This is a genomic window from Crystallibacter degradans (assembly GCF_012952295.1).
Classification (GTDB): domain Bacteria; phylum Actinomycetota; class Actinomycetes; order Actinomycetales; family Micrococcaceae; genus Crystallibacter; species Crystallibacter degradans.
The window spans coordinates 633,627-655,755 of record NZ_JABBCH010000001.1; the positions used below are offsets into that span (position 1 = coordinate 633,627).

General features: G+C 65.1%; 23 protein-coding genes. 7 read left to right on the forward strand and 16 right to left on the reverse strand.

What is annotated here, in order from left to right:
* Positions 1-198 precede the first annotated feature (198 nt).
* Together HGO92_RS02905 and HGO92_RS02910 are read right to left on the reverse strand one after the other, a co-directional pair.
* Complete coding sequence (locus HGO92_RS02905) at positions 199-2,505, reverse strand: glycoside hydrolase family 3 protein (RefSeq protein WP_346768824.1); 2,307 nt, start codon at positions 2,503-2,505, stop codon at positions 199-201.
* A 260-nt stretch (positions 2,506-2,765) separates the two neighbouring features.
* Positions 2,766-3,524: a DUF2306 domain-containing protein gene (locus tag HGO92_RS02910; RefSeq protein ID WP_169991662.1), complete on the reverse strand. Its 759-nt coding sequence runs from the start codon at positions 3,522-3,524 to the stop codon at positions 2,766-2,768.
* Positions 3,525-3,664: 140 nt separating this feature from the next.
* Between HGO92_RS02910 and HGO92_RS02915 the strand changes: the two genes are divergently transcribed.
* A complete protein-coding gene (locus HGO92_RS02915) occupies positions 3,665-4,360 on the forward strand; it encodes a TetR/AcrR family transcriptional regulator (protein ID WP_169991664.1) in 696 nt (231 codons plus the stop codon).
* 11 nt (positions 4,361-4,371) lie between these two features.
* Here HGO92_RS02915 and HGO92_RS02920 read toward each other — a convergent pair whose 3' ends face one another.
* The 3 genes from HGO92_RS02920 to HGO92_RS02930 form a co-directional block, all read right to left on the reverse strand.
* On the reverse strand, positions 4,372-5,004 hold the full coding sequence (locus HGO92_RS02920; RefSeq protein ID WP_169991665.1) for an RES family NAD+ phosphorylase: 633 nt from the start codon (positions 5,002-5,004) through the stop codon (positions 4,372-4,374).
* Complete coding sequence (locus tag HGO92_RS02925; RefSeq protein ID WP_169991667.1) at positions 5,001-5,570, reverse strand: hypothetical protein; 570 nt, start codon at positions 5,568-5,570, stop codon at positions 5,001-5,003. Before HGO92_RS02925 ends, HGO92_RS02920 begins: the two co-directional genes overlap by 4 nt.
* A gap of 291 nt (positions 5,571-5,861) precedes the next feature.
* The gene (locus HGO92_RS02930; RefSeq protein WP_205834099.1) at positions 5,862-7,160 is read right to left on the reverse strand and encodes an alpha/beta hydrolase; all 1,299 of its coding nucleotides are present in this window, start codon (positions 7,158-7,160) and stop codon (positions 5,862-5,864) included.
* Between the two features lie 87 nt (positions 7,161-7,247).
* Here HGO92_RS02930 and HGO92_RS02935 point away from each other — a divergent pair, with 87 nt between their 5' ends.
* The 3 genes from HGO92_RS02935 (at position 7,248) to HGO92_RS02945 (ending at position 9,634) form a co-directional block, all read left to right on the forward strand.
* Positions 7,248-7,808: a helix-turn-helix domain-containing protein gene (locus HGO92_RS02935; RefSeq protein WP_169991668.1), complete on the forward strand. Its 561-nt coding sequence runs from the start codon at positions 7,248-7,250 to the stop codon at positions 7,806-7,808.
* 54 nt (positions 7,809-7,862) lie between these two features.
* Positions 7,863-9,047, forward strand: coding sequence for an MFS transporter (locus HGO92_RS02940; protein ID WP_240974342.1), 1,185 nt, complete (start codon positions 7,863-7,865; stop codon positions 9,045-9,047).
* Between the two features lie 113 nt (positions 9,048-9,160).
* Positions 9,161-9,634: an SRPBCC family protein gene (locus HGO92_RS02945; RefSeq protein ID WP_169991670.1), complete on the forward strand. Its 474-nt coding sequence runs from the start codon at positions 9,161-9,163 to the stop codon at positions 9,632-9,634.
* A 62-nt stretch (positions 9,635-9,696) separates the two neighbouring features.
* Here the strand turns inward: HGO92_RS02945 and HGO92_RS02950 are convergent, their stop codons facing one another.
* From HGO92_RS02950 to ppsA, 5 genes are all read right to left on the reverse strand, one after another.
* Complete coding sequence (locus tag HGO92_RS02950; RefSeq protein WP_169991672.1) at positions 9,697-10,743, reverse strand: NAD(P)-dependent alcohol dehydrogenase; 1,047 nt, start codon at positions 10,741-10,743, stop codon at positions 9,697-9,699.
* A 122-nt stretch (positions 10,744-10,865) separates the two neighbouring features.
* Positions 10,866-11,327, reverse strand: a complete 462-nt coding sequence (locus HGO92_RS02955) for a MerR family transcriptional regulator (RefSeq protein WP_169991673.1) — start codon at positions 11,325-11,327, stop codon at positions 10,866-10,868.
* 69 nt (positions 11,328-11,396) lie between these two features.
* Positions 11,397-11,630, reverse strand: coding sequence for a hypothetical protein (locus HGO92_RS02960; RefSeq protein WP_169991675.1), 234 nt, complete (start codon positions 11,628-11,630; stop codon positions 11,397-11,399).
* Positions 11,631-11,734: 104 nt separating this feature from the next.
* A complete protein-coding gene (locus tag HGO92_RS02965) occupies positions 11,735-12,805 on the reverse strand; it encodes an enoyl-CoA hydratase/isomerase family protein (protein WP_169991676.1) in 1,071 nt (356 codons plus the stop codon).
* A gap of 63 nt (positions 12,806-12,868) precedes the next feature.
* On the reverse strand, positions 12,869-15,253 hold the full coding sequence (gene ppsA / locus HGO92_RS02970; protein WP_169991678.1) for a phosphoenolpyruvate synthase: 2,385 nt from the start codon (positions 15,251-15,253) through the stop codon (positions 12,869-12,871).
* Between the two features lie 118 nt (positions 15,254-15,371).
* Between ppsA and HGO92_RS02975 the strand changes: the two genes are divergently transcribed.
* Positions 15,372-15,842 carry a pyridoxamine 5'-phosphate oxidase family protein gene (locus HGO92_RS02975; RefSeq protein ID WP_169991679.1) on the forward strand — a complete coding sequence of 157 codons (471 nt, stop codon included), beginning with the start codon at positions 15,372-15,374 and terminating at the stop codon, positions 15,840-15,842.
* A gap of 73 nt (positions 15,843-15,915) precedes the next feature.
* Complete coding sequence (locus HGO92_RS02980; RefSeq protein ID WP_169991681.1) at positions 15,916-16,197, forward strand: cupin domain-containing protein; 282 nt, start codon at positions 15,916-15,918, stop codon at positions 16,195-16,197.
* Between the two features lie 295 nt (positions 16,198-16,492).
* Here HGO92_RS02980 and HGO92_RS02985 read toward each other — a convergent pair whose 3' ends face one another.
* From HGO92_RS02985 to HGO92_RS02995, 3 genes are read right to left on the reverse strand one after another with little or no spacing between them, the layout of a single operon-like run.
* Positions 16,493-17,161, reverse strand: coding sequence for a DsbA family protein (locus tag HGO92_RS02985; RefSeq protein ID WP_346768825.1), 669 nt, complete (start codon positions 17,159-17,161; stop codon positions 16,493-16,495).
* Positions 17,162-17,203: 42 nt separating this feature from the next.
* Entirely contained in the window at positions 17,204-17,845 is a 642-nt protein-coding gene (locus tag HGO92_RS02990; protein WP_169991682.1) for a cation efflux transmembrane domain-containing protein, read from the reverse strand.
* Complete coding sequence (locus HGO92_RS02995; protein ID WP_169991684.1) at positions 17,846-18,175, reverse strand: ArsR/SmtB family transcription factor; 330 nt, start codon at positions 18,173-18,175, stop codon at positions 17,846-17,848.
* A 184-nt stretch (positions 18,176-18,359) separates the two neighbouring features.
* On the opposite strand from HGO92_RS02995, the gene HGO92_RS03000 reads away from it, so the two are divergent.
* A complete protein-coding gene (locus HGO92_RS03000) occupies positions 18,360-18,869 on the forward strand; it encodes a hypothetical protein (RefSeq protein WP_346768826.1) in 510 nt (169 codons plus the stop codon).
* 3 nt (positions 18,870-18,872) lie between these two features.
* Here the strand turns inward: HGO92_RS03000 and HGO92_RS03005 are convergent, their stop codons facing one another.
* From HGO92_RS03005 to HGO92_RS03015, 3 genes are read right to left on the reverse strand one after another with little or no spacing between them, the layout of a single operon-like run.
* The gene (locus tag HGO92_RS03005; RefSeq protein WP_346768827.1) at positions 18,873-19,628 is read right to left on the reverse strand and encodes a glycosyltransferase family 2 protein; all 756 of its coding nucleotides are present in this window, start codon (positions 19,626-19,628) and stop codon (positions 18,873-18,875) included.
* Positions 19,621-21,063, reverse strand: coding sequence for a PIG-L family deacetylase (locus tag HGO92_RS03010; RefSeq protein ID WP_205834100.1), 1,443 nt, complete (start codon positions 21,061-21,063; stop codon positions 19,621-19,623). The genes HGO92_RS03005 and HGO92_RS03010 overlap by 8 nt, the downstream gene beginning before the upstream one ends.
* Complete coding sequence (locus HGO92_RS03015) at positions 21,063-22,115, reverse strand: acyl-CoA dehydrogenase family protein (protein ID WP_169991688.1); 1,053 nt, start codon at positions 22,113-22,115, stop codon at positions 21,063-21,065. The genes HGO92_RS03010 and HGO92_RS03015 overlap by 1 nt, the downstream gene beginning before the upstream one ends.
* Between the last annotated feature and the right edge of the window lie 14 nt (positions 22,116-22,129).

Below are 22,129 nucleotides of genomic sequence, written 5' to 3' on the forward strand. Positions count from 1 at the left end.
TACCCGTGGTCCCGCGGTGGTGCGACTTCGCTGCAGAACTTTGTGGCTGCACCTGCCGTCGGTCAACGGCACTCGTTGCGGAATAATCTACGGGCAGCCAACGTGTAAACCATCCGGCCTCCGGCAGCGCGTGAGTCGCACGACGAAGCGGCGGGCCACCGTTCTGGTGACCCGCCGCTTCAGTGGAAGGAGAAAGCGTTACTCCTTGTAGCTGAGGCCGAAACCGTAGGGGAAGAGCGCCCCGTCGTCGGTCTCGTCATAGCCCGGGGTGTCGCTGTTCTGCTGGAGGATCGCCTCACGGGTTCCGGCCAGCGCGAAGGGCATGCGGCCCTGCGGGTTGAACTCGCCCGAGACGACGTCCATGAGCGCCGCGGTGGAGTTGCCGAAGTTGGCGAGGATCGCACCGGCGTCGCGCAGGCCGCTGGCCTCATCGAGCACGAACGGCTGGCGGAAGTAGATGTCGAGGACAGTGTTCTCGGCGCCGACCTCGGTCATCACCTGCTGCACCGCGTCGAGCGACGGGGTGACCTCCCACGACTCGGCGTCCTTCATCCCGGTGAAGTCGAGTGTGCTCGACTCCCACGGGAAGGAGCCGCCGAAGCGCAGCCCGTCATCGGTGCACGCGCCACCGCCGTTGACCACGCATGCGTCTGCTGCGCCGTACGGGCTCTGCCCGTCGAGGCCCTCGATGGCGCTCGGATTGGTGTGCTCGGGGTTGAGGCCCGTGGCGGGGTCGTTGCTGACGTAGCTGCCGGTGTTGACGTTCCGTGCGGTCATCGAGATGAGCGCGACGTCGGCGTCCGCAGCAGTGCGCTGCTCGGCCGGGTCGTTGCCGTCGATGACGTCATAGCCGGAGGCCGCAACTTCCTCGGCGTCGACGTTGCCGAGGACGTACACGGTCTCGCCGCCGTCGAGCGGGAGCACGGAGTCGCCGTCGATCTCCTGGTTCTGCAGGAGCACGGTGGACTTGCGCTGCAGATCGAGAGCGACCTCACGGTTCTCGTCGCTGCCGACGGTCGAGTCGGCGACCGACGGGTCGACGTACGGGTCCTCGAACAGGCCCATCTCGAACATCGGGGCGAGAAGTCGCTCCGCGGCGAGGTCCACGCGGTCTTCGGTCACAAGGCCGGTCTTGACGAGGTCGGTGATCGTCTGCACCTCGTTGAACCCGGAGAGGGTGTCCGTGCCGCCGTTGATGGCCGCGGCGACGCGCTCAGGAACGGTAGCGTCCTCGAGGCCCCACGCACGGTCGTTGATGATGCCGGTATCGGAGTTGACATAGCCGTCGAAGCCCATCTGGTCGCGCAGCAGGCCGTTGACGATCTGGTCGGAGAAGGCCATGCCGACCTCGTCGTAGTCCACGCCCTCGTACGTGACGTCGACCGGCACGCCGTAGTACGGCATGATCGACGAGACTCCGGCCTCGATGGCGGCCTCGAAGGGCTTGAGGTGGTAGCCGAAGGCATCCCCGGGGTAGACCTGCGCCTTGCCGAAGGCGTAGTGCGGGTCCAGGCCGAGCTCCTGCGGGCCGCCGCCCGGGAAGTGCTTCATCGTGAGAGCGACGTCGGTCTCTGCGCTCAGGGAGTTGCCGTCCTTGCCGACCTCACCCTGGAGCGACTCCACGAGCTCACCCATGATGTTCGCGCCCAGGTCGGCGTCCTCGGTGAACGTCTCGTGCGTGCGGTACCAGCGCGGCTCGGTCGACAGGTCGGCCATGTAGCCGTACATGCCACGCAGGCCGATGGAGGACCATTCGTCGCCCATGACGCCGGCGAACTCCTCGACGACGGACATGTCGCCATCGGTCGCCTCGCCGGTGGCCTTCGCCTGCTCGCCGAGGGCGGCCGCGGCGATGCCGGCTTCCTTGGGGAACGCGGAGAATGCACCGGATGCCTCGTTAATGCCGGCCCTGGCCTGGGGGTCGATGTGGTTGCGGGCGTTCGACTTGTACAGCACTGGGATGCCGAGGCGGGTGGCCTCGCTCAGCTCCTGGATGTCGTTCATGAACGTCGCCGCCTCGCCCGGGGTGACTCGCACGTTGGTCCCGAAGCCGCCGCCGCTGGGCTGGCAGGCACCGCGCTCGCCGCTGTCGACGACGTTGCGGAAGATGAACCGGTGCATCTTCTGGGTGTCGATGTAGTCGACGGCCGTGTCGGGTACGGTGCCGAACTTGCCCGTCGCCGGGTCGCACGAGGCGTTCACCGTATCGATGAGCATGAGGCCCGCCTTCTCCTCAAGGGTCATCTGCCCGACGAGATCGGCGACTCGAGCATCGACCGGCTTTCGCCAGTCCTCGTAGACGTCAAGCTTGCCGTTGCCATTCAGGTCCTTGAACTGGCGCCCCTTGACCGTGATGATCTTCTTGGCACGCGTCTCCAGCGCAGCGGGCTTTCCGTGATTGCCCTCATTCGTCGACTGGGGCGCAGCGGCTACGGCGCCGGCGCCCAGGATGAAGGTCAGCGGCAGCGCAACGGCGAGGCCCACCATGCCTCGCCGTCGTCTCACGCTCGAATTGGCTGTGATCAACGAAGTTCTCCTTTGAACAGACTGGGAGAGGCGTCCACTGCGGCGCGCTCCCCACGATCTACCGACGACCCGATCGCAGTCGTCGATACCCGGGCGTGTCCCGGGCATCACCCTAGTCTTGGGGAGTCTGGATACGGTACAAAGCAGTTGCCATCTGTTGCCCCGGGAATACCGAGGCTGATTTCAGCAAGATCACCGGTATCGCCATGTAGTTGGATAGCGCTGATCGAAGCAAGCGATCAGAGGGACGTTATGGCTGCAGGCGCGGCAAGGGAGCTGGAGCCATGGTTCTTTCGCGCAGACCGACGGGCGCGGCGATGGATGAAGTATTCGGCGACCGCAAGGTTGATCACCCATGCCGACCCCAGCAGCAGCGCGCGGGTCAGTACGTCGGCCGGGCCGACGAGGAGAAGCCAGGGGATGCTGACGAGTGCCTGGGTTCCCGCGGCGATGCCAATGGCGTAGCCGCGGGCCATCCACGCGCCGTGGGCGGCGAAGTCCCGGCGCCGGATCGCGAGAATCCCCATGGCGATGCTCGCCACCATGGCCGAGCCGAAGACCAGCCGAAAGACGAGCAGAAGTGGTCCGTCACTGGCCGGAAGGTCATAGAAAACAGCCATCCACAGGCCGGACAGGGCTACGAGCAGGCCGGCGGGGATCAAGACCTTCCCGGCCAAGCGGTGCCAACTGCGCTTGCCGCGCTTGCCGCGACGGAGCGATGGGACGAACTGGAACGCCCCGACCAGGGAGTACACGATGGCGGCGGGAATGTGGACCAGCACGGGGATGGGTGAGTCGAAGAACCTGTGGTTGGCCGGCGTCACCTCGGCACCGCCCGTCAGTTCTGCGAGGCGGGCCGTCCCGAAGAACACCGGGATGAGGCTGACGAAGATCAATGCGGCGGGCACGAGCCACCGGACCCGGGGGCTTCGGCGGCGGGAGCTTTCGCCGGTTTCCGACCCGATCGCCACGGCTGCGGTCTTTCTGCTGGCGTTCATTTCGAATCCTTCGCTGGAGGGGCCGGGAGAAGCGGTCCGATTTTGCCGAGGGTGTACGGCGTACACCTGATGCAACTAAAGGTAGGTGTACGGCGTACACTTGTCAATAGAAATTGGCTGCCTAAAGAAGGGGGCACCAGATGGCCCAGCAGAGGGAAACGGTGCGTCGCACTCCCCTGAGCCGGAAACGTGTACTGAGTGCCGCCGTCGTTCTTGCGGATGAGTCAGGAGTCGAGTCGCTGAGCATGCGGAAGCTTGCGCAGGAGCTGGGCGTGGTGCCGATGGCGCTGTACAAGCACGTCGCGAACAAGGAAGAGCTGCTGGACGGCATGGTCGACGTCATCGTTGGCGAGATCGACACCGGGGCCAGTGGCGAGGGCTGGAAGAGCGCGGTCAGGCAACGGGTCCTCGCCGCACGGCAGATCCTGCTACGGCATCCGTGGGCACGCCGGGTGATCGAGTCGCGGACCAACAAGTCGCCCGTGGTGCTGGAGTATATGGACTCGATGATCGGGATGTTCCAGGCTGGCGGCTTCTCGGTGGATCTTACCCATCACGTCATGCATGCCATGGGCAGCCGGATGTGGGGATTCACGCAGGAAGTGTTCGACGACTCCGCGAATGCCACGGCGGAAATCTCGCCAACCATGCTCCACGCGATGGCCGAGAAGTATCCGCATGTCATGGAGATCGCGATGAGGGCGGACCACGACGACGACTCAGTCGTCGGCCAGGGTTGCGACGACCAGTTCGAGTTCGAGTTTGCGCTGGATCTGCTGCTGGACGGGTTCGAACGCCTGCATGAGCAAGGCTGGACATCAACCGGCAGACGCTGAAGCGCGTCGGGCTATGGTTTTCCCGGGAGCGGCGGTTCTTTGATGTCGGCTCCCCTAGCAAACGGCGACCGCGCGACCATGCGGACCAATCCGGAGCGCCGGATGGCCTGCCTTCCGGCCATCGGTTCGGAGGGCCAGGTCCTCTCTCCCGCGTCACCGAAGACGGCGAGGGAATTGCACTCCATTGGCGAAGTAAACCTTGAGGCGTAGAAGATGCCGTCGAATCCTGCGTCGGCGAAGGCCTCGGCCCATCGGCATGTAAGCTCCTTATCCATGATGGTGGACAATTCTCGATTGGCTCCGAAATCCTGGGCGCGGCCGGAACCGGTGTTGGCGTAACGACCGTCGCGGGGAAGTCTGAGGGTATGGAGTTCGATGGCATCAACCATCACCTCGTCCAGGATGCCGCCCTCCAGCAACCTCCGGCGCAGTTTTTCGCGGATGGCGGACTCGATGTCCAGCGCCACATAGGTCGTTCCGCGCGGTTCCTTCAAATCGAATCGCTGGGAGCCATCCGATCCGAACCACCAGGGCTTGCGGGGTTTAGACACGCACCGGTACAGATCTCGGTCCGCCGAGATCTGCTCGGCTGGAAAATCCGTCAGCTCTGCGGGCGGATTGCCCAGGCCGCGGTCATCACTCATGCCGCCCAGCCGGCGGCATCTTCTCGGGCAAGGTCTTTGACGCGTTCCGGGTCCCGACCTGACGCCAGCCAATCTGCTGCGGACATGCCACCAAGTTCGTCATCGACCCTTGCGGTAAGCCATAGGCCCCAACTCCAGGGTGCCTCCATGCCGTCAGCTAAGATTTCGAGGACTTCATGGAGTCCCGGGATCAGGGTCCCGTCGTCGCGGAACTGCCAGACCGGATACAAGAGAACGTTGTCTTCTGTCTTGCAGGCGAGGAGCTTGTGGGACTGAACGCGTTTGCGCAGCGCCTGCCGAGAGATGCCCAGCCAACGCTCCAGTCCGGCGGTGTCATAAAACGGGCCCACCCGGTCCACCATGTGGTTCCGATTGTCCTTGTCGGGCAGGGTACGCGTAATGCTGGCAACCACCCTGTCCAGATCGACACCCTCCAGGGTCCTGCCGTTCGCCGCGACTGAATCACGCAGTTTGCGAATAAGAACAGCGACCATCTGATCGGAAGCGGACGAGGCGGCGCCACGGGCCCTCTTGATCAAAGCCATCTTGCGGTGCTTTAGGTCCACACCGTCCTCCTGCCTCAGTTTGGTATTTCCAGCCTAGGCCGCCTGGTAAACCGCGTCAACCAAGTTGTTTCCCTGTTGAAAAGTCGGAGGTTCTAGTAACTTGCACGAGCAGCGAATGACTAAGCTAAGAAATGGTCTTCAGTACTTACATTTAGGGAATTAAATGTAAGAAGCTTCAGCATGTTCTTACAGGTATCCGGCGGCTGGACGCGTGCGACGCTCGCAGGGAACCGAGTCCGGTCATGAGCGATCCGGCTGGCCGAGGTTCGATCCAATCGGGCGCAGTCTGACTCAGGCCACGGGCGGACGGGCGGCCAGCACCTGGCACCGCACCCAGCCGGCCACCGTTTCCAGCACTTCGGTGTCCGTGCGCTCACGGATCTGCCGCTTGTAGTCGGTCAGCATCGGCGTCCGCGGATCCCGGCGGAGCAGGTGTGTCAGATCCGGAATGCGCTTGGTCCCCACCGGCCCTGGAACCGTTCGGGCGATGATCTCCAGGTCGGCGGGGTTGACCTGCAGATCCTTTCCGCCGCTGATGGCCAGCACCGGCATGTCCAGTTGCTTGAGGAAAGGCAGCGGATCGAACTGAAGGAATTCGCGCATCCAGCGGGCGTTCATCCGCCGTCCCTGCATCCGCAGCACGTCTTGGTCCGAGGCGTGGAGTTTCTCCATGGACTTCCGCTGCTGCTTGGCCAGATCCGTGCGCAGCAGCTTCAGCACCACCCGCGGGAAGGCAGGCAGCGCGCCGGCGATCTGCCCGACCTGCCACTGCGAAGTTTCCTGGCCGCTGTGGGCCGATGCGGACAGCAGAACGACGCCGGCAACCCGCTCCCGCTCGTGCGCGGCCAGGGCTGTGGCATGGAAGGCACCTTCGCTGTGACCGACCACGAAGACCGGCAATTTCGGCGAGCGCCGGGCGACCATCTCGAGGGCCGCCGCGGCGTCGTCGTAATTATGTTGGAAGCCCGCGGCGAGGAATGATCCCTCGGACGCGCCGACGCCCCGCTTGTCGTAGCCGAAAGAAGCGATGCCCTCCAGCGCCAGCGCCTCGGCCAGATCGCGGGTGACGCCCAGCGGCATCCGGCGGTGGTCCGAGTTGCGGTCCACCTCGCCGGATCCGGGCAGCAGCAGGGCGAGGCCCTTCACCGGTTCGGATGCGGGCAAGGTCCAGGTTCCGGCAAGGGTCAGGCCGTCCGATTGGAAGCTGGCGTCTTCCAGAACCGGCGCCGCGCTCTCATCCAGGCCGGCGGCTTCCCGCACCTGCCGGGCTGCGTCTTCGACATTCGCGACGTCGACGACGACGCGGCGGTACTTCTGGTCCTTCAGCGTCAGCTGCACGGCCGGCTTTCCCTGATTGACGACGGCGAAGGTGTTCCCTCGGGACCCGCGCCAGGTTCCGATGCGCACGCGGCCGGGAAGTGCCAGGCCTGGCGCACGCATACCCGTGACCCCGGTGAAGCCGTCCTTCAGGACCTGCACGTCCTCCACCGCGGTGGCAGGTATGTCCAGATTCGGCAGCAGACCGGCGATCTTCTCCCCTCTGCTCAGCTCCACGCGGACAGCTCCGTTGCTGACGACCAACCGTGCCATTTACCTCTCCCCAACTCTCGTAATCGGTGTGTACAGGACCATCATTATCAATTGCGATAACATTGTCAATAGTGAGAACATAGCTCCATGGCCAACCGATCCAGCGCAGACCTTGTCCTTCATCCGGTGCGGTTGCGGATCTGCCAGACACTGCTGGGCGGCCGCTCGCTGACCACCGCCGGGATGGCTGCGCAGCTGCCCGATGTGCCGCCCGCGACGCTCTACCGCCACATCCGCACGCTCGCCGAGGCCGGCGTCCTGGCAGTAGTTGAGGAACGCCAGGTCAGAGGCACTACGGAGCGGACTTATGCCCTGGATCTCGCAGCCACCGAACTCTCCGCAGATGCCCTGGCGTCGATGTCGCCCGAGGACCACCGCAAGGCCTTCATGGGATTCGCGGCCGGACTGCTGGCACTCTTCGACCGTTACATCGACGGCGCGCTGGACCGAGGCAAGGTGGATCTGGTCCGCGACGGCGTAGGTTACCGGCAGACCGCCCTGTGGCTGACCGACGCCGAGTTCGAGGAGTTCGCCGGGGAGATGCGGGACGTAGTGCAGAAGTATTCGGCGAACACTCCGGGCAAAGGGCGGAAACGGCGGGCGCTGTCCACCATCGTCATTCCGTCCGACTCACCTGTGGAGGACTAGTCCTGTTAGTCTCAGCTACCGGAGCAGGCCCGAAGACAAGGAAATACTGAACAGATGATGGCGCACGCGTCCGGTTCCGTTGGAGCGTCCGGCAAGCCGCGGGCACGCGTGCCCGACTCGGTCCTGCGCTCCATTGGCTTCCTTTCATTCTTCGACCGCTTCGCCACTCCGCCCATGCTGGTTGTGCTTGCCGAGCGGACAGAGATGTCCCTCGGCCAGGCCGTCCAACTGGTGGCAGCCTACGCCTTGCTTTATGCCGTCGGGCAGCCGGTGTGGGGTTTCTTCAGCGACAGATTCGGCCGCATGGCCATACTGCGCACGGCGCTGGTGGGTGTCTTGGTCGGGGCGTTGGCCAGCACACTGTTCAGCGCCTACCTTCCGCTCCTCCTGGCTAGGGCGTTCACCGGGCTGATGGCCGGGGCGCTGTACCCCACGCTGTTGACGATCCTGGGCGATACCCGGACCGGGATTGAGCGGGCCCGCGGCCTATCCGACCTGCAGATCTACTCGTCGCTGGGAACGACCATCGCCACCCTCGCGGCGGGGACGTTGGCCGCGGTGCTCGATTGGCGGCTGGTCTTCGCGCTGCCGGCCCTTGGCTGTCTGGTCCTGCTGATCTGGCTTCGCGGGGTGGCGGGCGATGGGTCGGCCCACCGCGGCGGTGCCAACTTCCGACTGGCGTTTTCCGGCTCTGCCCTCGGGGTTTATGGCCTGGCTGCCCTGGAGGGCGCGGTGCTGATGGGCATCCTGACCTACTTCGTCCCGGCGCTGCAGAACGCCGGCATCGGGGTCACCTTGGCGGGCATCCTCGCGGCCGGCTACGGTATCGGCGTCATCCTCGGTGCCCGCCTGATGCGGCGCCTGGTCCGTCACTTCACCCGCACTCGGCTCATGGCCCTCGGCGGGCTGGTCCTCGTCGTCGCCTACCTGACCTCTTCCGTGTCGCAGCTGCCCGCGGCGCTGACCGCGACCGCGCTGCTGGTTGGCGCTTCCAACGCCATACTGCACTCCTCCATGCAAGGCTGGGCCACCGACGTCGCCCCGCAGGCCCGTGCCACGAGCGTGTCCCTGTTTGCCTTCTCGCTGTTCCTCGGCAGCTCGGTAGGCACCTTTCTCACCGCCCGCCTGGCGGACGAGAGGCGCTACGGCACGATCTTCAGCCTCGGTTTGATCGTCAGTATCGTCCTGGTGGCGGCCGCCTGCTGGGGCCACGCCGTCTGGAAGCGCAAGCACCCCTAGCGCCAGCGAACGCGTCGGCCCCGGCCCGGCGTCGATCCAGACCCGCGGCCCGGCCTCAAACCGGGACGACCCGCCCCGGTCCCAGCAGGCCAGCGGGGCTTTACGATGGAACAATGTCACGAACTGACAAGGCCTCCCGGGTAGTTGCGGCGCCGCCTGAACGAGTGTTCTCCGCTCTCGTCGATCCGGATTCGCTCGCGGCCTGGCTACCGCCGGAAGGCATGAGCGGCAGCTTTGAGCACTTCGACGCCAGGCCGGGCGGCTCCTACCGCTTGGTCCTCACCTATACGGACAAATCGATGGCAGCTGGCAAGGCCACGAGTGACACGGACGTCGTCGAGGCACGCTTTGTCGAGATTGTTCCAGGCGTCCGGGTGGTGCAGGCAATCGACTTCGTCTCGGACGATCCCGCCTATTCCGGCACGATGACGATGACCTGGGAAGTCACGCCGGTGGCCGCCGGGACGCAGGTGGATATCCGCGCCGATAATGTCCCTGCCGGCATTTCCGCCGCAGACCATGCGGCAGGCATGGCCTCGTCGCTCGCGAACCTGGCGGCATACCTGGAGTTGCAGCAAGGCCGGTAAACGGAATCCTCAGGAGCGTGGCGAACCAGATTGGACGCCACGCTCCTGGTTAGGCCGCTGCGTTATACGAGGGTGGCGGTGTCGATGACGAAGCGGTAGCGCACGTCCGAGGAGAGGACGCGCTCGTAGGCGTCGTTGATCTTGTCGGCGGAAATGAGTTCGATCTCGGCCCCGATGCCGTGTTCGGCGCAGAAGTCGAGCATTTCCTGCGTTTCGGGGATGCCGCCGATCATGGAGCCTGCGAACGACCTGCGACCACCGATGAGCGCCATGGCGTTGACCGGCAGCGGCTCCGCCGGCGCGCCGACGTTGACCATGGCACCGTCCACGGTGAGCAGCCCCAGGAAAGCGCTGATGTCGATCGACGCACTGACGGTGTTGATGATCAGGTCGAAGTAGCCTGCCAGTTCGGTGAAGGTGGCCTCGTCGCTCGTCGCGTAGTAGCGGTCCGCGCCGAGGCGGAGTCCGTCTTCCTGCTTCTTGAGGGACTGCGAGAGGACTGTGACTTCGGCGCCCATGGCGTGGGCGAGTTGGACGGCCATGTGGCCGAGTCCGCCGAGGCCGACGACGGCGACCTTCTTCCCCGGGCCGGCGCCCCAGCGGTTCAGCGGCGAGTAGGTCGTGATGCCCGCGCAGAGCAGCGGGGCGACGACGTCGAGGTCAATGCCGTCCGGAATGCGGAGCACAAAGTCCTCGGTAACGACTATATGGGTGGAGTATCCGCCCTGCGTGATGGTCCCGTCGCGGTCGGTCACGCCGTAGGTTCCCACCGTGCCGTTGAGGCAGTACTGCTCATCGCCGGCCTTGCAGTTCTTGCACTCGCCGCAGGAGTTGACCATGCAGCCGACGCCGACCCGGTCGCCGACGGCGTGCTTTGTCACCTCGGTTCCGACCTCGGTGACGATGCCGGCGATCTCGTGGCCCGGAACCAGCGGATAGGCCTGTGGCCCCCACTCGCCGCGCACAGTGTGGATATCGGAGTGGCAGATGCCGGAGTACTTGATCTCAATCAGGACGTCGTGCGGTCCGACGTCGCGGCGTTTGATGGTCGTGGGGACAAGGTCCCCGTCGGGTGAGGGGGATGCGTAGGCGTGGGCAATGGTGGTCATGTGTTTTCTCCTTCTAGGGGGCTGGTCAGTTGGTTGTTGTGGTCGGCCGGTCGTGCTCCTGCCTGTCTTTGGGCACGCCGGACCGGCGGACCATTGGGTCCGTGAATTGATGGGCGTGTTGTTTACTGTTTCCTGGTTTTCTTGAGGTCTTCGGCCAGCATGCGTGCCTCGTCCGAGAGCCTTTCGGCCTTGGCGCCGTCACCGACGTGGACAGCCTGCCAGTAGTCGATTTTCAGCGCAACGTACCGCTTGCGCAGGGCGATGGACCTCGCTTCGTCCTCCAGCTGCTCCTGCTGCGCTTTCAACAACGCGATCTGCTCCGGGGCAGCGGCCGGCCCGAGGGCTCCGTTCGCGAGGTAGCGGCGCATGTCGGCGACCGACATACCCGTCGCGCTGAGGCACGATACCCAGGTCAAAAGGTCCAGGTCTTCGTCCGTGTAGACGCGGTGCTTGCTGCTCGCCCCGCGACGGATCGGGGTGATGACACCGATGGATTCGTAGTAGCGCAGCGTACTGGCCGGCAGCCCGGTCAGCGCCGCTGCCTCCTTGATCGAATAGGTGTGCCTGATGCTTGGTGCGCTCACTCCATCAACGATAGGAACTTCAAGTACTTGAAGACAAGGGGCGCTAACTTCCGCCCACTCGCGACCCGCTTACTCCAGCGTCGTGAAGTACCACTGGCCGTTCGACTCAGTGCAGTCCCGCGTAAGCGTGGTGCCTTCTTCGTTGAGCACGGTCCATTGCTTCCATTTGCAGTGGACGTAGGACGGCTCCCAATACACATAGTTCATGCCGGCCGCGTTGGCCGCAGTAACACCCAGGGCGGCGATGCCGGTGGCCAGGGTGGTGGCGGCGATGGCACGTGTCAGTACGGTACGAGTGGACAAAGGTACTCCGTTCCTCTTCGGCAGCGGGCTGAGTCCCGGCCACCACCCATACTAGATCACGTTTTGATAACGCCGACGAATGCCTTGCTACCGCCGCCCGCTGATCACGCCTTTGTTTGGCCGGCTGGCATCTGCGCGGAACTGAGCCCGAGTTCGTCCTCGCCGAGGTCAGCAAAGTACGACTCCACCGTCTCGCGGTCCACGTCGGCCAGGGTGGCGGGCTTCCACTTGGGATTGCGGTCCTTGTCGATGACCTGCGCGCGGACTCCTTCGGCAAAGTCCGGCGCTGCGAGCAGGCGGATGCCCAGGCGGTAGTCCTGGTCCAGCACCTCCTCGAGTGTGTCCATCCCGCGGGCCCGGCGCAGGGCTTCGAGCGTGAGCTTCACCGAGGTCGGCGATTTGGCGGCGAGCTCCGCGGCTGCCGTCCGGGCGTTGGGTTCGCCGGATTCCTCCAGCGCGGCGAGGATCTCCTCCGCGTCGTCGTACGCATAGCAGGCGTCGATCCAGAGCCGTTCCTTTTCAAGGCCCGACGGCGGCACCTCCTTGTGCGCGAACCTCGCGATGGCTTCTTCCGCCGGAGTTTCCGCGAGCGCCGCAGCCAGCTCCGGCAGGTCTGCGCTGTCCACGTAGTAGTCGGCCAGACCCAGCAGCATGGCGTCCGCCCCGGTTCCGGTTCCGGCGGTGAGACCCAGGTGGGTGCCCAGCTCCCCCGGCGCCCTCGAGTACAGGAAGCAGCCCCCGACGTCGGGAATGAAACCGATGCGCGTTTCCGGCATGCCGACCGTGGTCCGCTCGGTCACCACGCGGTGCGAGGCGTGGGCGGAGAGGCCGATGCCGCCGCCGAGCACCACGCCGTCCATGAGCGCGACGATCGGCTTCGGGTAGCGCGAGATCATCGAGTTCATCCGGTACTCGTCTTCCCAGAACACTTCCTTGTCCGCGCCGGCCTGGATGTGGCGGTAGATCGCGACAATGTCCCCGCCGGCGCAGAGCCCGCGCTCACCCGCGCCCGAGAGCAGGACGGTTTCGACGCCGTCGTCCGTTGCCCACTCCTGCAACGCGGCCGTGATCGCGGTGATCATGGTGTCATTGAGCGCGTTGATGGCCTTGGGCCGGTTCAGGATGATGTGCCCGAGGCGTCCGGCACGCTGCAGCAGAATCTCATTGGTATCCATCAACCACAGCCTAGCTACGCGGACTGCATTTCGGCGAGAGCAGGCATGTGTTTCGTGCCCTGACTAGTTTCGGCTACGTTCGGTTTCGGCAATGCGCGGAATGGTCTGAAGCACTGTGTCCGGGTTCAGCGAAATGGAGTCGATGCCCTCGCCGACCAGGAAGGCCGCGAAGTCGGCGTGGTTGCTGGGCCCTTGTCCGCAGATGCCGATCTTGATCCCGGCATCATGCGCCTTGGCGATAACCTGGCTGATCATTCGCGTCACGGCTTCCTCCCGTTCATCGAACAGTGGAGCCAGCAGTTCGGAATCGCGGTCGACGCCGAGGACCAACTGCGTGAGGTCGTTCGAGCCGATCGAAAACCCGTCAAAGCGGGTGGCAAACTGTTCTGCCAACACCACGTTGGAGGGGATCTCGCACATCATGTACACCTGCAGGGAGTTCTCGCCGCGGACCAGGCCGTTGGCGGCCATCGCGTCCAGGACCCGGTCGGCCTCGGAGACGGTGCGGCAGAACGGGATCATGATGATGATGTTGGAAAACCCGATCTCCTCCCGCACGCGCTTCAACGCGCGGCACTCCAGCGCGAAGCCCTCACGGTAGCGCTCGTCGTAGTACCGGGAGGCACCGCGGAAACCGAGCATCGGGTTCTCTTCCGGCTGCTCGAACGCGCCACCGCCCAGCAGGTGTGCGTACTCGTTGGTCTTGAAGTCGCTGAGCCGGACAATCACCGGCCGCGGATAGTACGGTGTGCTGAGCTTGGCCAGACCGATGGCGAGGGATTCCACGAAATATTCCGCCGGGTCCTCGAAGCCCCGGGTCAGCTCGCGGATCTGCCGGGCCTCGTCCTTGTTCGCGATCCGTTCCGGATGCACCAGGGCCATGGGGTGGATCCTGATCACGTCGTTGATGATGAATTCCATCCGGGCGAGTCCCACCCCGGCCGTGGGCAGCCGCCACCATTTGAACGCCGCCGCCGGGCTGGCGACGTTGACCATAATGTCCGTCCGCGTTTCCGGCAGTTCCGCCAGGTCGATCTCCTCGGTCTCGTACTCCAGCCTTCCCGCATAGACATGCCCCTCGTCCCCCTCAGCGCAGGAAAGCGTGATGGTGGCGCCGTCCTTGAGCACGTCGGTCGCATTTCCCGTGCCGACGACGGCGGGTACGCCCAGTTCCCGACTGATGATCGCCGCGTGGCTGGTGGAGCCGCCATGTTCGGTGATGATGCCGGCGGCCCGCTGCATCACCGGGACCCAGTCCGGGTCCGTCATCTCCGTGACCAGGATGGAGCCGTCCACGAACCGGTCAATGTCGGCGACACTGCGGATCACGCATGCCTGCCCGACGGCAATCGAATCGCCGATGGCTGCCCCCGTCAACAGGGGCTCCCCGTGTCCGATGAGGCGGTGCACGGAGAACCGGGTCTCGCTTCGACCGGCATGGACTGTCTCCGGCCGGGCCTGGACAATGAACAGTTCACCGGTCTGACCATCCTTGGCCCACTCCATGTCCATCGGGCAGCCGTAATGGTTCTCTATCAGGACCGCCCAGCGTGCTAACTGGAGGACCTCGTTGTCCTGCAGGACCAATGACCGGCGCTCACGCTCGGTGGTATCCACCATCCGGGTGCCCACGCTGCCGCCGCGACGGTAGACCATCTTGCGTTCTTTCGCGCCCAATGTCCTTTCGATGATCGGGACGAGGCCCGACGTCGAAAGGAACGGTTTGAACACCTGGTACTTATCCGGGTTCACCGTCCCCTGCACCGCGGTTTCGCCCAGTCCCCAGACCGCGCTGATGACCGCGGCATCGGGGAATCCGGTTTCCGTGTCCAGCGAGAACATGACGCCGGAGGCGCCGATGTCGGAGCGCACCATGCGCTGGATACCGATGGACAGGGCCACTTCGAGATCATCGAAGCCCTTCACCGCCCGGTAGGCAATGGCCCGGTCCGTGAACAGCGACGCGAAGCAGCTCCGGCAGGCCTCCAGCAGCGACTGGTCGCCTGCGACGTTCAGAAACGTCTCCTGCTGCCCCGCGAAGCTCGCATCGGGCAAGTCTTCCGCCGTCGCGCTGCTGCGGACAGCCACCGGCACGTTGGCTGTCCCCTCCCTGTCGGCCAGGGCGTGGTAGTACTCCAGCACCGCCGCGGCGATGTCGGCGGGAAACGTCCCGGACAGGAACAGTTCCCGCACGGCTTGACCCGCTTCGTACAACGGCAGGTCGCCGGCGCGGTAGCGACCCAGCTGCTCCCGGATGGCAGGTTCCAGCGTGTTGGCCCGGACGAAATCCCGGTACGCCTGCGCCGTCACGGCAAAGCCGCCGGGCACGCGGACCCCGCCGGAAGCGAGTGCCTGCAGCATCTCGCCCAGCGAGGCGTTCTTGCCGCCTACGCGTGGAATGTCTTCCAGCGAGGTCTCCTCGAACCACACCACGTATTGCAGTTGCATGCTGGCTCCGATGCTTGCGGCGCAGGACACGTCAGGGATGGATTGGTCCTGTCAGGCTACGCCTGATCGTCGCCGCCGGCACTGGTTCCCTATCAGCATTGAGGGTAGGCTCGCCGCCATGCAGAACAAATCCTCAAGACCCACGACCGAGGTTCTGGAAACCCACCAATGCTGGAAAATGCTGCACGGAGTGTCGCTCGGTCGACTCGCCGCATGGGTCGACGACCACCCGGAGTTGTTTCCCATCAACTTCCGGATCGACCAGGAAACCATCATCTTCCGAACCGGCCCCGGGACAAAGCTGTCCGCAGTACTACAGGGTGCACCGGTGGCGTTTGAGGTAGACAGCGTGGATTCGAGCACCAATGTCGCTTGGAGCGTGGTGGTAAAAGGACAGGCCGCTGAGCTGGAACAGGCCCAGGCACTGAGTACCGAGGCCGCCCAGCATCTGTTGCCATGGGAAGCGGGGGCGAAAGACCACTTCGTCCGCATCACTCCCACCGAAGTTACCGGCCGGCGGTTCACCGTGGCACACCCGCACATTTGGGACATCACCTTGGACGATGCGACAAGAGCCGGACTGGAATAAGCCAGCCGGATGAACAACGCCGGGTGCTGGCTACGAGTATGTTTGAAGTTGCGCCGACGGTTTGGAGGACAGATTGCACAACAAGGCCACCGCCACGGTCCAGATCGACAACGAGCAGTTCCGGGTCACCGAGTGGAGGTTCCCGCCCGGCACCGAGACGGGCTGGCACCGGCACGAGCTGGACTACGTCGTCGTACCCATGACTACCGGAGAGCTGCAGCTGCAAACTAACGACGGCGAATCCGTGAACCAGCTGACCGCAGGGCAGTCCTACACAAGGGCCGCGGGCAGCGAGCACAACGTGGTCAACCCGGGGCCGGGCGAATTCGTCTTCGTGGAGATCGAAGCTAAGTAGCCGTAACGATCTGGGAGTAGTGCTCCACGGTGGGGAACGGCTCGTAGAAGTGGTGCAGCAGTTTCTTCCACTGCTGGTACTCGGCGGATCCGCGGAAGGCAGCTTCGAAAGCCGTGTCCCGGCCGGGGCGGACCTGCAGCAGCGCGTGTTCGGGTTTTTACAAGCTGGGCCGGTAAGACTTTGTCTGTCTTGGTCGCAGGGATGATGACCCTTGGCCAACGATCAAGCTCCGGTGCCCGGCCGTATCCCCCAACGACAGCCGGGCACCGGTCCAGCCGGTGTCCAACCGGTGCAATTACTTCGCGATGGCGTCTTTCACGAGTTGTTCGAATTCTTCAAGGCTGGATGGCTCGATGAGCTTGCCGTCGAGGAAGAAGGTCGGGGTGCCGGAAACGCCGAGGGTGGTGCCGTCCTGCTTGTCCTGCTCGATGCGGGCGGCTGTAGCCGGATCCGCGACGGCGTCGTCGTAAGCTGCCAGATCGAGACCGAGGTCCTCGGCGTAACCGCGGAACGTGGCTGCACGGGACTCCGCGGAGTGCGACCACTCTTTCTGGGTTTCGAACATCCGGTGGTACATGTCCTCGAATTTGCCCTGCTGGGCGGCTGCTTCAACGGCAAGGGCCGCGTTCATGGAGTTCGGATGGCCGGCCAAGGGGAAATAACGGCTGACGATGGTCAGCTCACCCTCATATTTGTTACTCAGATCTTCGATGAACGGGTAGGCCGCGAGGCAGGATTCGCATTCGAAGTCCAGGAACTCGACCAGGACCGCTTTTTCGTCCTCGGCGGCGGATAACCGGTGGCTGTCGGCCCGCACCACCTCTGCGGCCTCCGTCGGGGCTGCCTGAGTAGCCGTGTCCTTCGTGTTGATGAGGGCCACGATGCCGATAACCACCACCACGGTGGCGATGATGATACCGATGGCGATCTTGTTGGGCAGGCTGATGGAGGACTTGGCTGTCACGAGGGTTGTTCCTTTAAGTTGCGCGAGCTTCTCGGGTTGATTCTAGCCGTGGCTACAGCAGGCATCGCCTTTCCACGCTTCCCGGCCTTCTTTGAGGGCGACCGCTGCAATAACCAAAGCTGCCACCGGATCGGCCCAGGACCAGCCAAGCGTGCTGTTCAGCACCAGGCCGACGAGCAGCACGCCCGAGAGGTAGGTGCAGAGCAGGGTTTGCTTGGAGTCCGCGACTGCCGAGCGCGAGCCCAGTTCCCGTCCGGCCCGGCGCTGGGCCCAGGACAACAGGGGCATGATGGCCAGGCTGACGGCCGCCAGCACGATGCCCGCGGTCGAGTGGTCGGCTTCGCGTCCGCCGAGGAGGGAACGGAGCGCATCGACAGTCACGAAGGCGGCCAGGGCGAAGAACGAGAACGCAATGAATCGCAGTGCTTTTTTCTCCCGCGCTTCCGGGTCGCGGCCGGCGAACTGCCAGGCGACCGCTGCGGCGGAAGAGACTTCGATGAGCGAGTCCAGGCCGAAGCCGATGAGCGCGCTGGACGAGGCCAGCGAACCGGCAGTCAGCGCGACTGCCGCTTCGATGACGTTGTAAGTAATCGTCGCTGCAACGAAGAACCTGACCCGGCGCGAAAGGACGGCGCGGCGGATTGGCGAAGGAGCAGCAGTGGTGTTGCTTGCGGGAGCAGCCATTCAGCAGCAGCCTTTCTCAACGCTTTCGCTGCAGCAGGCCGGATCGACAGCCAGCACAACGTCGAGCAGGTCCGTCAGTGCATGGCCCAGCTTCGGATCCGCCAGCTCGTACCGTGCACGGCGGCCTTCCGGAACGGAAACCACCAGTCCGCAGCCGCGCAGGCACGCCAAGTGGTTCGACAGGCTCTGTCGGCTGACCCCGATCAGTTCCGCCAGATCGCTCGGATAGGTCGGAGCATCGTGCAGGGCCAGCAGTATCCTTGCACGCGTCGGGTCCGACAGTGCATAGCCGAACCGGGACAACACCGAAGAATGAACGATGGTTTCCATAACGCCATAGTACATCGCTCGATGTATTGAACCGTTGCCGGGTCTGGTGCGTCTCCCAATTTGGAGGTGTGGTCCAGTCTCTGGGGGCTTGGATGCGTCACCCTGGAGGATCGCTATGAGCACTTTTGCAGCCGCAAATCGCCGGCAGGGCAGGCCGGCGACGGAGAGCGACATTAGGAAGGTAGTGGCTGCGCTCGTTCTCGCCGGCGTTGTCGCGTGGGCATTGTCGGTCTACCTTTCATCCATCGTGCGGACCGACGGCGCCGTCTTCACCATCGCCCTGGTCCTGCATATTCTGTCCCTGGTAATGGCTTTCGGCGCCATCATCCTGGTGGATTGGCACGGTTTCCTCTGGCTGCTGGGCCGCCGGGAACTGAGCGAAACCATCCGGTTGGACGGGGCCGCCGGCACACTGATCTGGGGCGGCCTCGCGGGTTTGCTCGCCACCGGGGTTTTTCTGAATCCGGTGCTGACCGAACCGTTGACGCAGGTGAAACTTGCCGCGGTGCTGATCGCGACGCTGAACGGGATCATGCTGATTCCGCTGATGAAGCGGCTGGTCAGGATGCCGCCGAGCACCACCTTCGCCAAACTGCCGCTGGGGCAGCGGTTCCACATGGTCTCCTGCGCACTGATCTCGCAGACAGCCTGGTGGACGGCAATCATCGTCGGCTTCATTAACGCCGAAGGGTAGGCACTAGAGCGCGGCGAGATAACCGGCGAACCCTCCCGGTGTCCGTCCCTCCAGCCGCCCCGACGTGACGGCATGCAGGGCCCGGGAGGCGCGGACGGTGGCGCCGGAACTGCGCAGGTCTTCGACCAGCCGGACGTCCTCGTGCTCGGCCATGTCCCGGAAACCGCCGGCAGCCAGGTAGGCGGAGGCACGCATGCCGAGGTTGGCGCCGTGGACAGAGGCAGCTTCCGCACTGCGGCCGTGGCGCTGGTGCCAGGCGGCGAGGCGCTCTGCATCCAACTGGGCCGGATCCGGTTCCACGGTTCCGGTCACCGCGTCTGCACCGGCATTAGCCAGGCCAACGAACGCGGTCAGCCAATTACCGGGAACCAAGGTGTCCGCATCCGTGCAGGCAATCCACACGGTCTCCATCGCGCCGGTTGAATCCCGAACACGCTCCAGTGCGGCTGCCGTTCCGGCCGCTCGGGCAGCGCCGACTGACCCGTAGTCGGCCGCCAGAATCTCGATCCTGCCATCTTGCGCTGCGGCTGCCCGCGCGATAGCTGCCCATCCATCTGTGCACCCGTCCAGCACCACGGTCAATGCGGCGGTAAGGCCCGGCCGCGCGGCTTCGAGCCGGTCCATCGCGTGCCGGATACAGCGAATGCAGCCAGCCAAAAGCTCCTCTTCGTTACGCACCGGAACAACGACGACGACGTGCCGGATCGCGCCCGAGCCGGCTTGCGCCGTCGTGCTTTGGATCCCGGTCAGCTCAATCACGCGTTCCTTCGGGGCGCTCCAGGATCTCCAACAGGAAATCACGTTCCCGGTGGACCACAACGGCCTCCCAACCGGTAACCTCGCGGGCGATGGCATGCACCGTTTCCCCGTCCAGCTCCCACCCTTCAATGGGATGCAGCCAGTGGCAGAGCAGCAAGTGTCCGCCCGGATTCAGCGCTTCCCGTGTCCGACGCAGCAGTTCGCGGAGCTCGCCGGAGCGCAGGAAGTAGCCGATCTCGGAGACAATGACCAGGTCCAGCCCCTGCTGGCTGTCGGCGGGCCATCCGTCCGGAAGTTCCGCCCGGACCAACTCCACGTTGTTGCTGTTCGCCAATCTGGTCTTCGCCCGTTCGAGCGCCACGCTGCTGGCATCCACCGCGGTCAGCTGGCCGCATTTGCCGGCCACCTCGGCGGTCAGGACACCGATCGAGCAGCCGGCTTCCAGCGCCCGGTCGTAGTGCTCGCGCGGCAGGGACGCCACCGTCACGGCGCGCTTACGTTGCTCGTACCAACTGGAGAGGTAGGCCCATGGGTCTGCCTGTCTGCGGTAGAGCGAGTCGAAGACTTTGGCTGCCGTCCCGGCGCCGTTGGGCCTTGCAGCGTTGCGGGCGGGCGTCCAGCGGAAGATCTCTGCCGGCCGCCCGAAGTACTGCAGGAAGCTCGGGCTGAGGAGCGCTTCGTCTCCCGGCGCGTCCGACAGCGGTGCAGTCTGTGAAACATGGGCGGCCAGCGCCCTTGCCTTGGCGTCCGCCGCCGGGGCCGGAAGGGCGAGCGACCGCCAGTTGCGCCAGGACTCTGATTGCTCCGGCGCAGCCCACAACCAGTACCAGATGGGGAACTCGAGCAGCCCGGCGCCATGGGCATGTGCCGCCCGTTGCGCCGCGAGACCAACCTCCTCGTGGTCCGTGTGTCCGTCTTCCCGGTACGTCGCAGCGATGACGGCGTTTTCGGCGCCGGCGAGGGCGGCGGCAAGACCTGCATCCAGCTCCGCGGTATGCGCACTGATCTTGCCGTCCGGCAGGTCAAGGAACGTCCAGCTCAGGTTGCCGCTTCCGGCAGGATCCCCGGCCTCCGCGGTGGCGGCGGCATCCGCGGTGTCTGCGGCGAAGGCAGCGTCTGCCGCCAAGCCGCTCATCACGGCGTCGAACTCCTGCAGCCGGATCCGGGCCAGGTCCTGCGGCGTGTGTGTTGGGGATTGCGGGTGGGACGCCTCCCCCGCGGTGCACAGGAGCACGACGACGTCCGCGCCGGCGGCCAGTGTTGCCTGGATGAGCCCTGCAGCTCCGAGCGATTCGTCATCCGGATGTGCTGCCACGAGCACCAACCTTCCGCCGCGGCCGGGAATGGCCGCCGGCTCCAGCGCAGGCAGCTTGGCGACTCCCGCCTCCTGCCAGCGCTGCTCTGGGGTGCCGGTATCCGTATGGGAAAAGCTCATTATGCCGGTCCCGACTCTGATGGCGAAGCCGGCTCGAGCAGCAGGCGACCCAGCGCAGCATCGTCCCGGGCGGCGTGATGCTGGCGGATGTAGAGCGTGAGGTCCGCTGCCCTGCGGGCATGGTCCGCGTCGAAGGCCAGCGGGCCTGGCCCCAAAGCCTGCCCGCAGATCTCCAGCATCCGAGTACAGAGCGCGGCAATGTGGCCGCGTACCCGCAGTGCCTCGGCCGCACCTGCCTGGCCGGCGTCCACCTGCTCTGCGGCAGCGCTCAGCACCGTGGCTCCGGCCGCAAGCAAACGGTCCGCTTCACCCAGCCATGCGAAGGCCAGCTGGTCTGGTTCCCGGCGGTGCGCCGCTACCAGCATGGTCCGGAACAGGCCGACGGCACCGCCGAACCAACATGCTGCCACCCCGATCCCTCCCCACGCGAAACCGGGCCGCGACAGATACCAGTCGGTCCCGCCAACCGGAACTGCCGGCGAAGCGCGGAAATATACCGGCATGCTGGGGAGCGCACTCAACCCCAGACTGGGCCATTCGCCCATATCAGGCTGCACTTCATCGCGGCGCAACCCCACGGCGAAAGCGCGTCTGCCGCCGGGAACATGGGCGGTAACGACGGCGGCGTCCAGTTCTGCCGCCAAGGAGCACCAGGGCTTGGTTCCGGCAAGCTGCCAGGCTCCGTCGTCGTTCTTGCTTGCCTCAAGCAGACTGCCCGCCGACTCCGCGGCAAACACTCCCCAGGCGGACCCGGCCGGCATGTCCATCCCGGCCTGCGCCAGAATCGCGGCGGCGTCCAGATGCGGTTCCACCGTCCGTGCCGCTGCCAGATCCGCAGCTGCCAACCCGGCAAGGAACTCCCAGAGGGCACGCGTTGCACCCGTTCCCGGCTGCGGGACCGGATCCTGCGCTGCCCTGAGCTCCGTCAGGATTGGGCGGGGGTCCCCTTTGCAGGTCCCGGCCTGCGCGAGCAAGGGCCCGGCGGCGTCCCAGTCGAGCTGGTTGGCCGGCCGGGCCCCAAAACTGATCTTCTGCGCAGCTACTGTATGCATGCGGTTATCAGTTT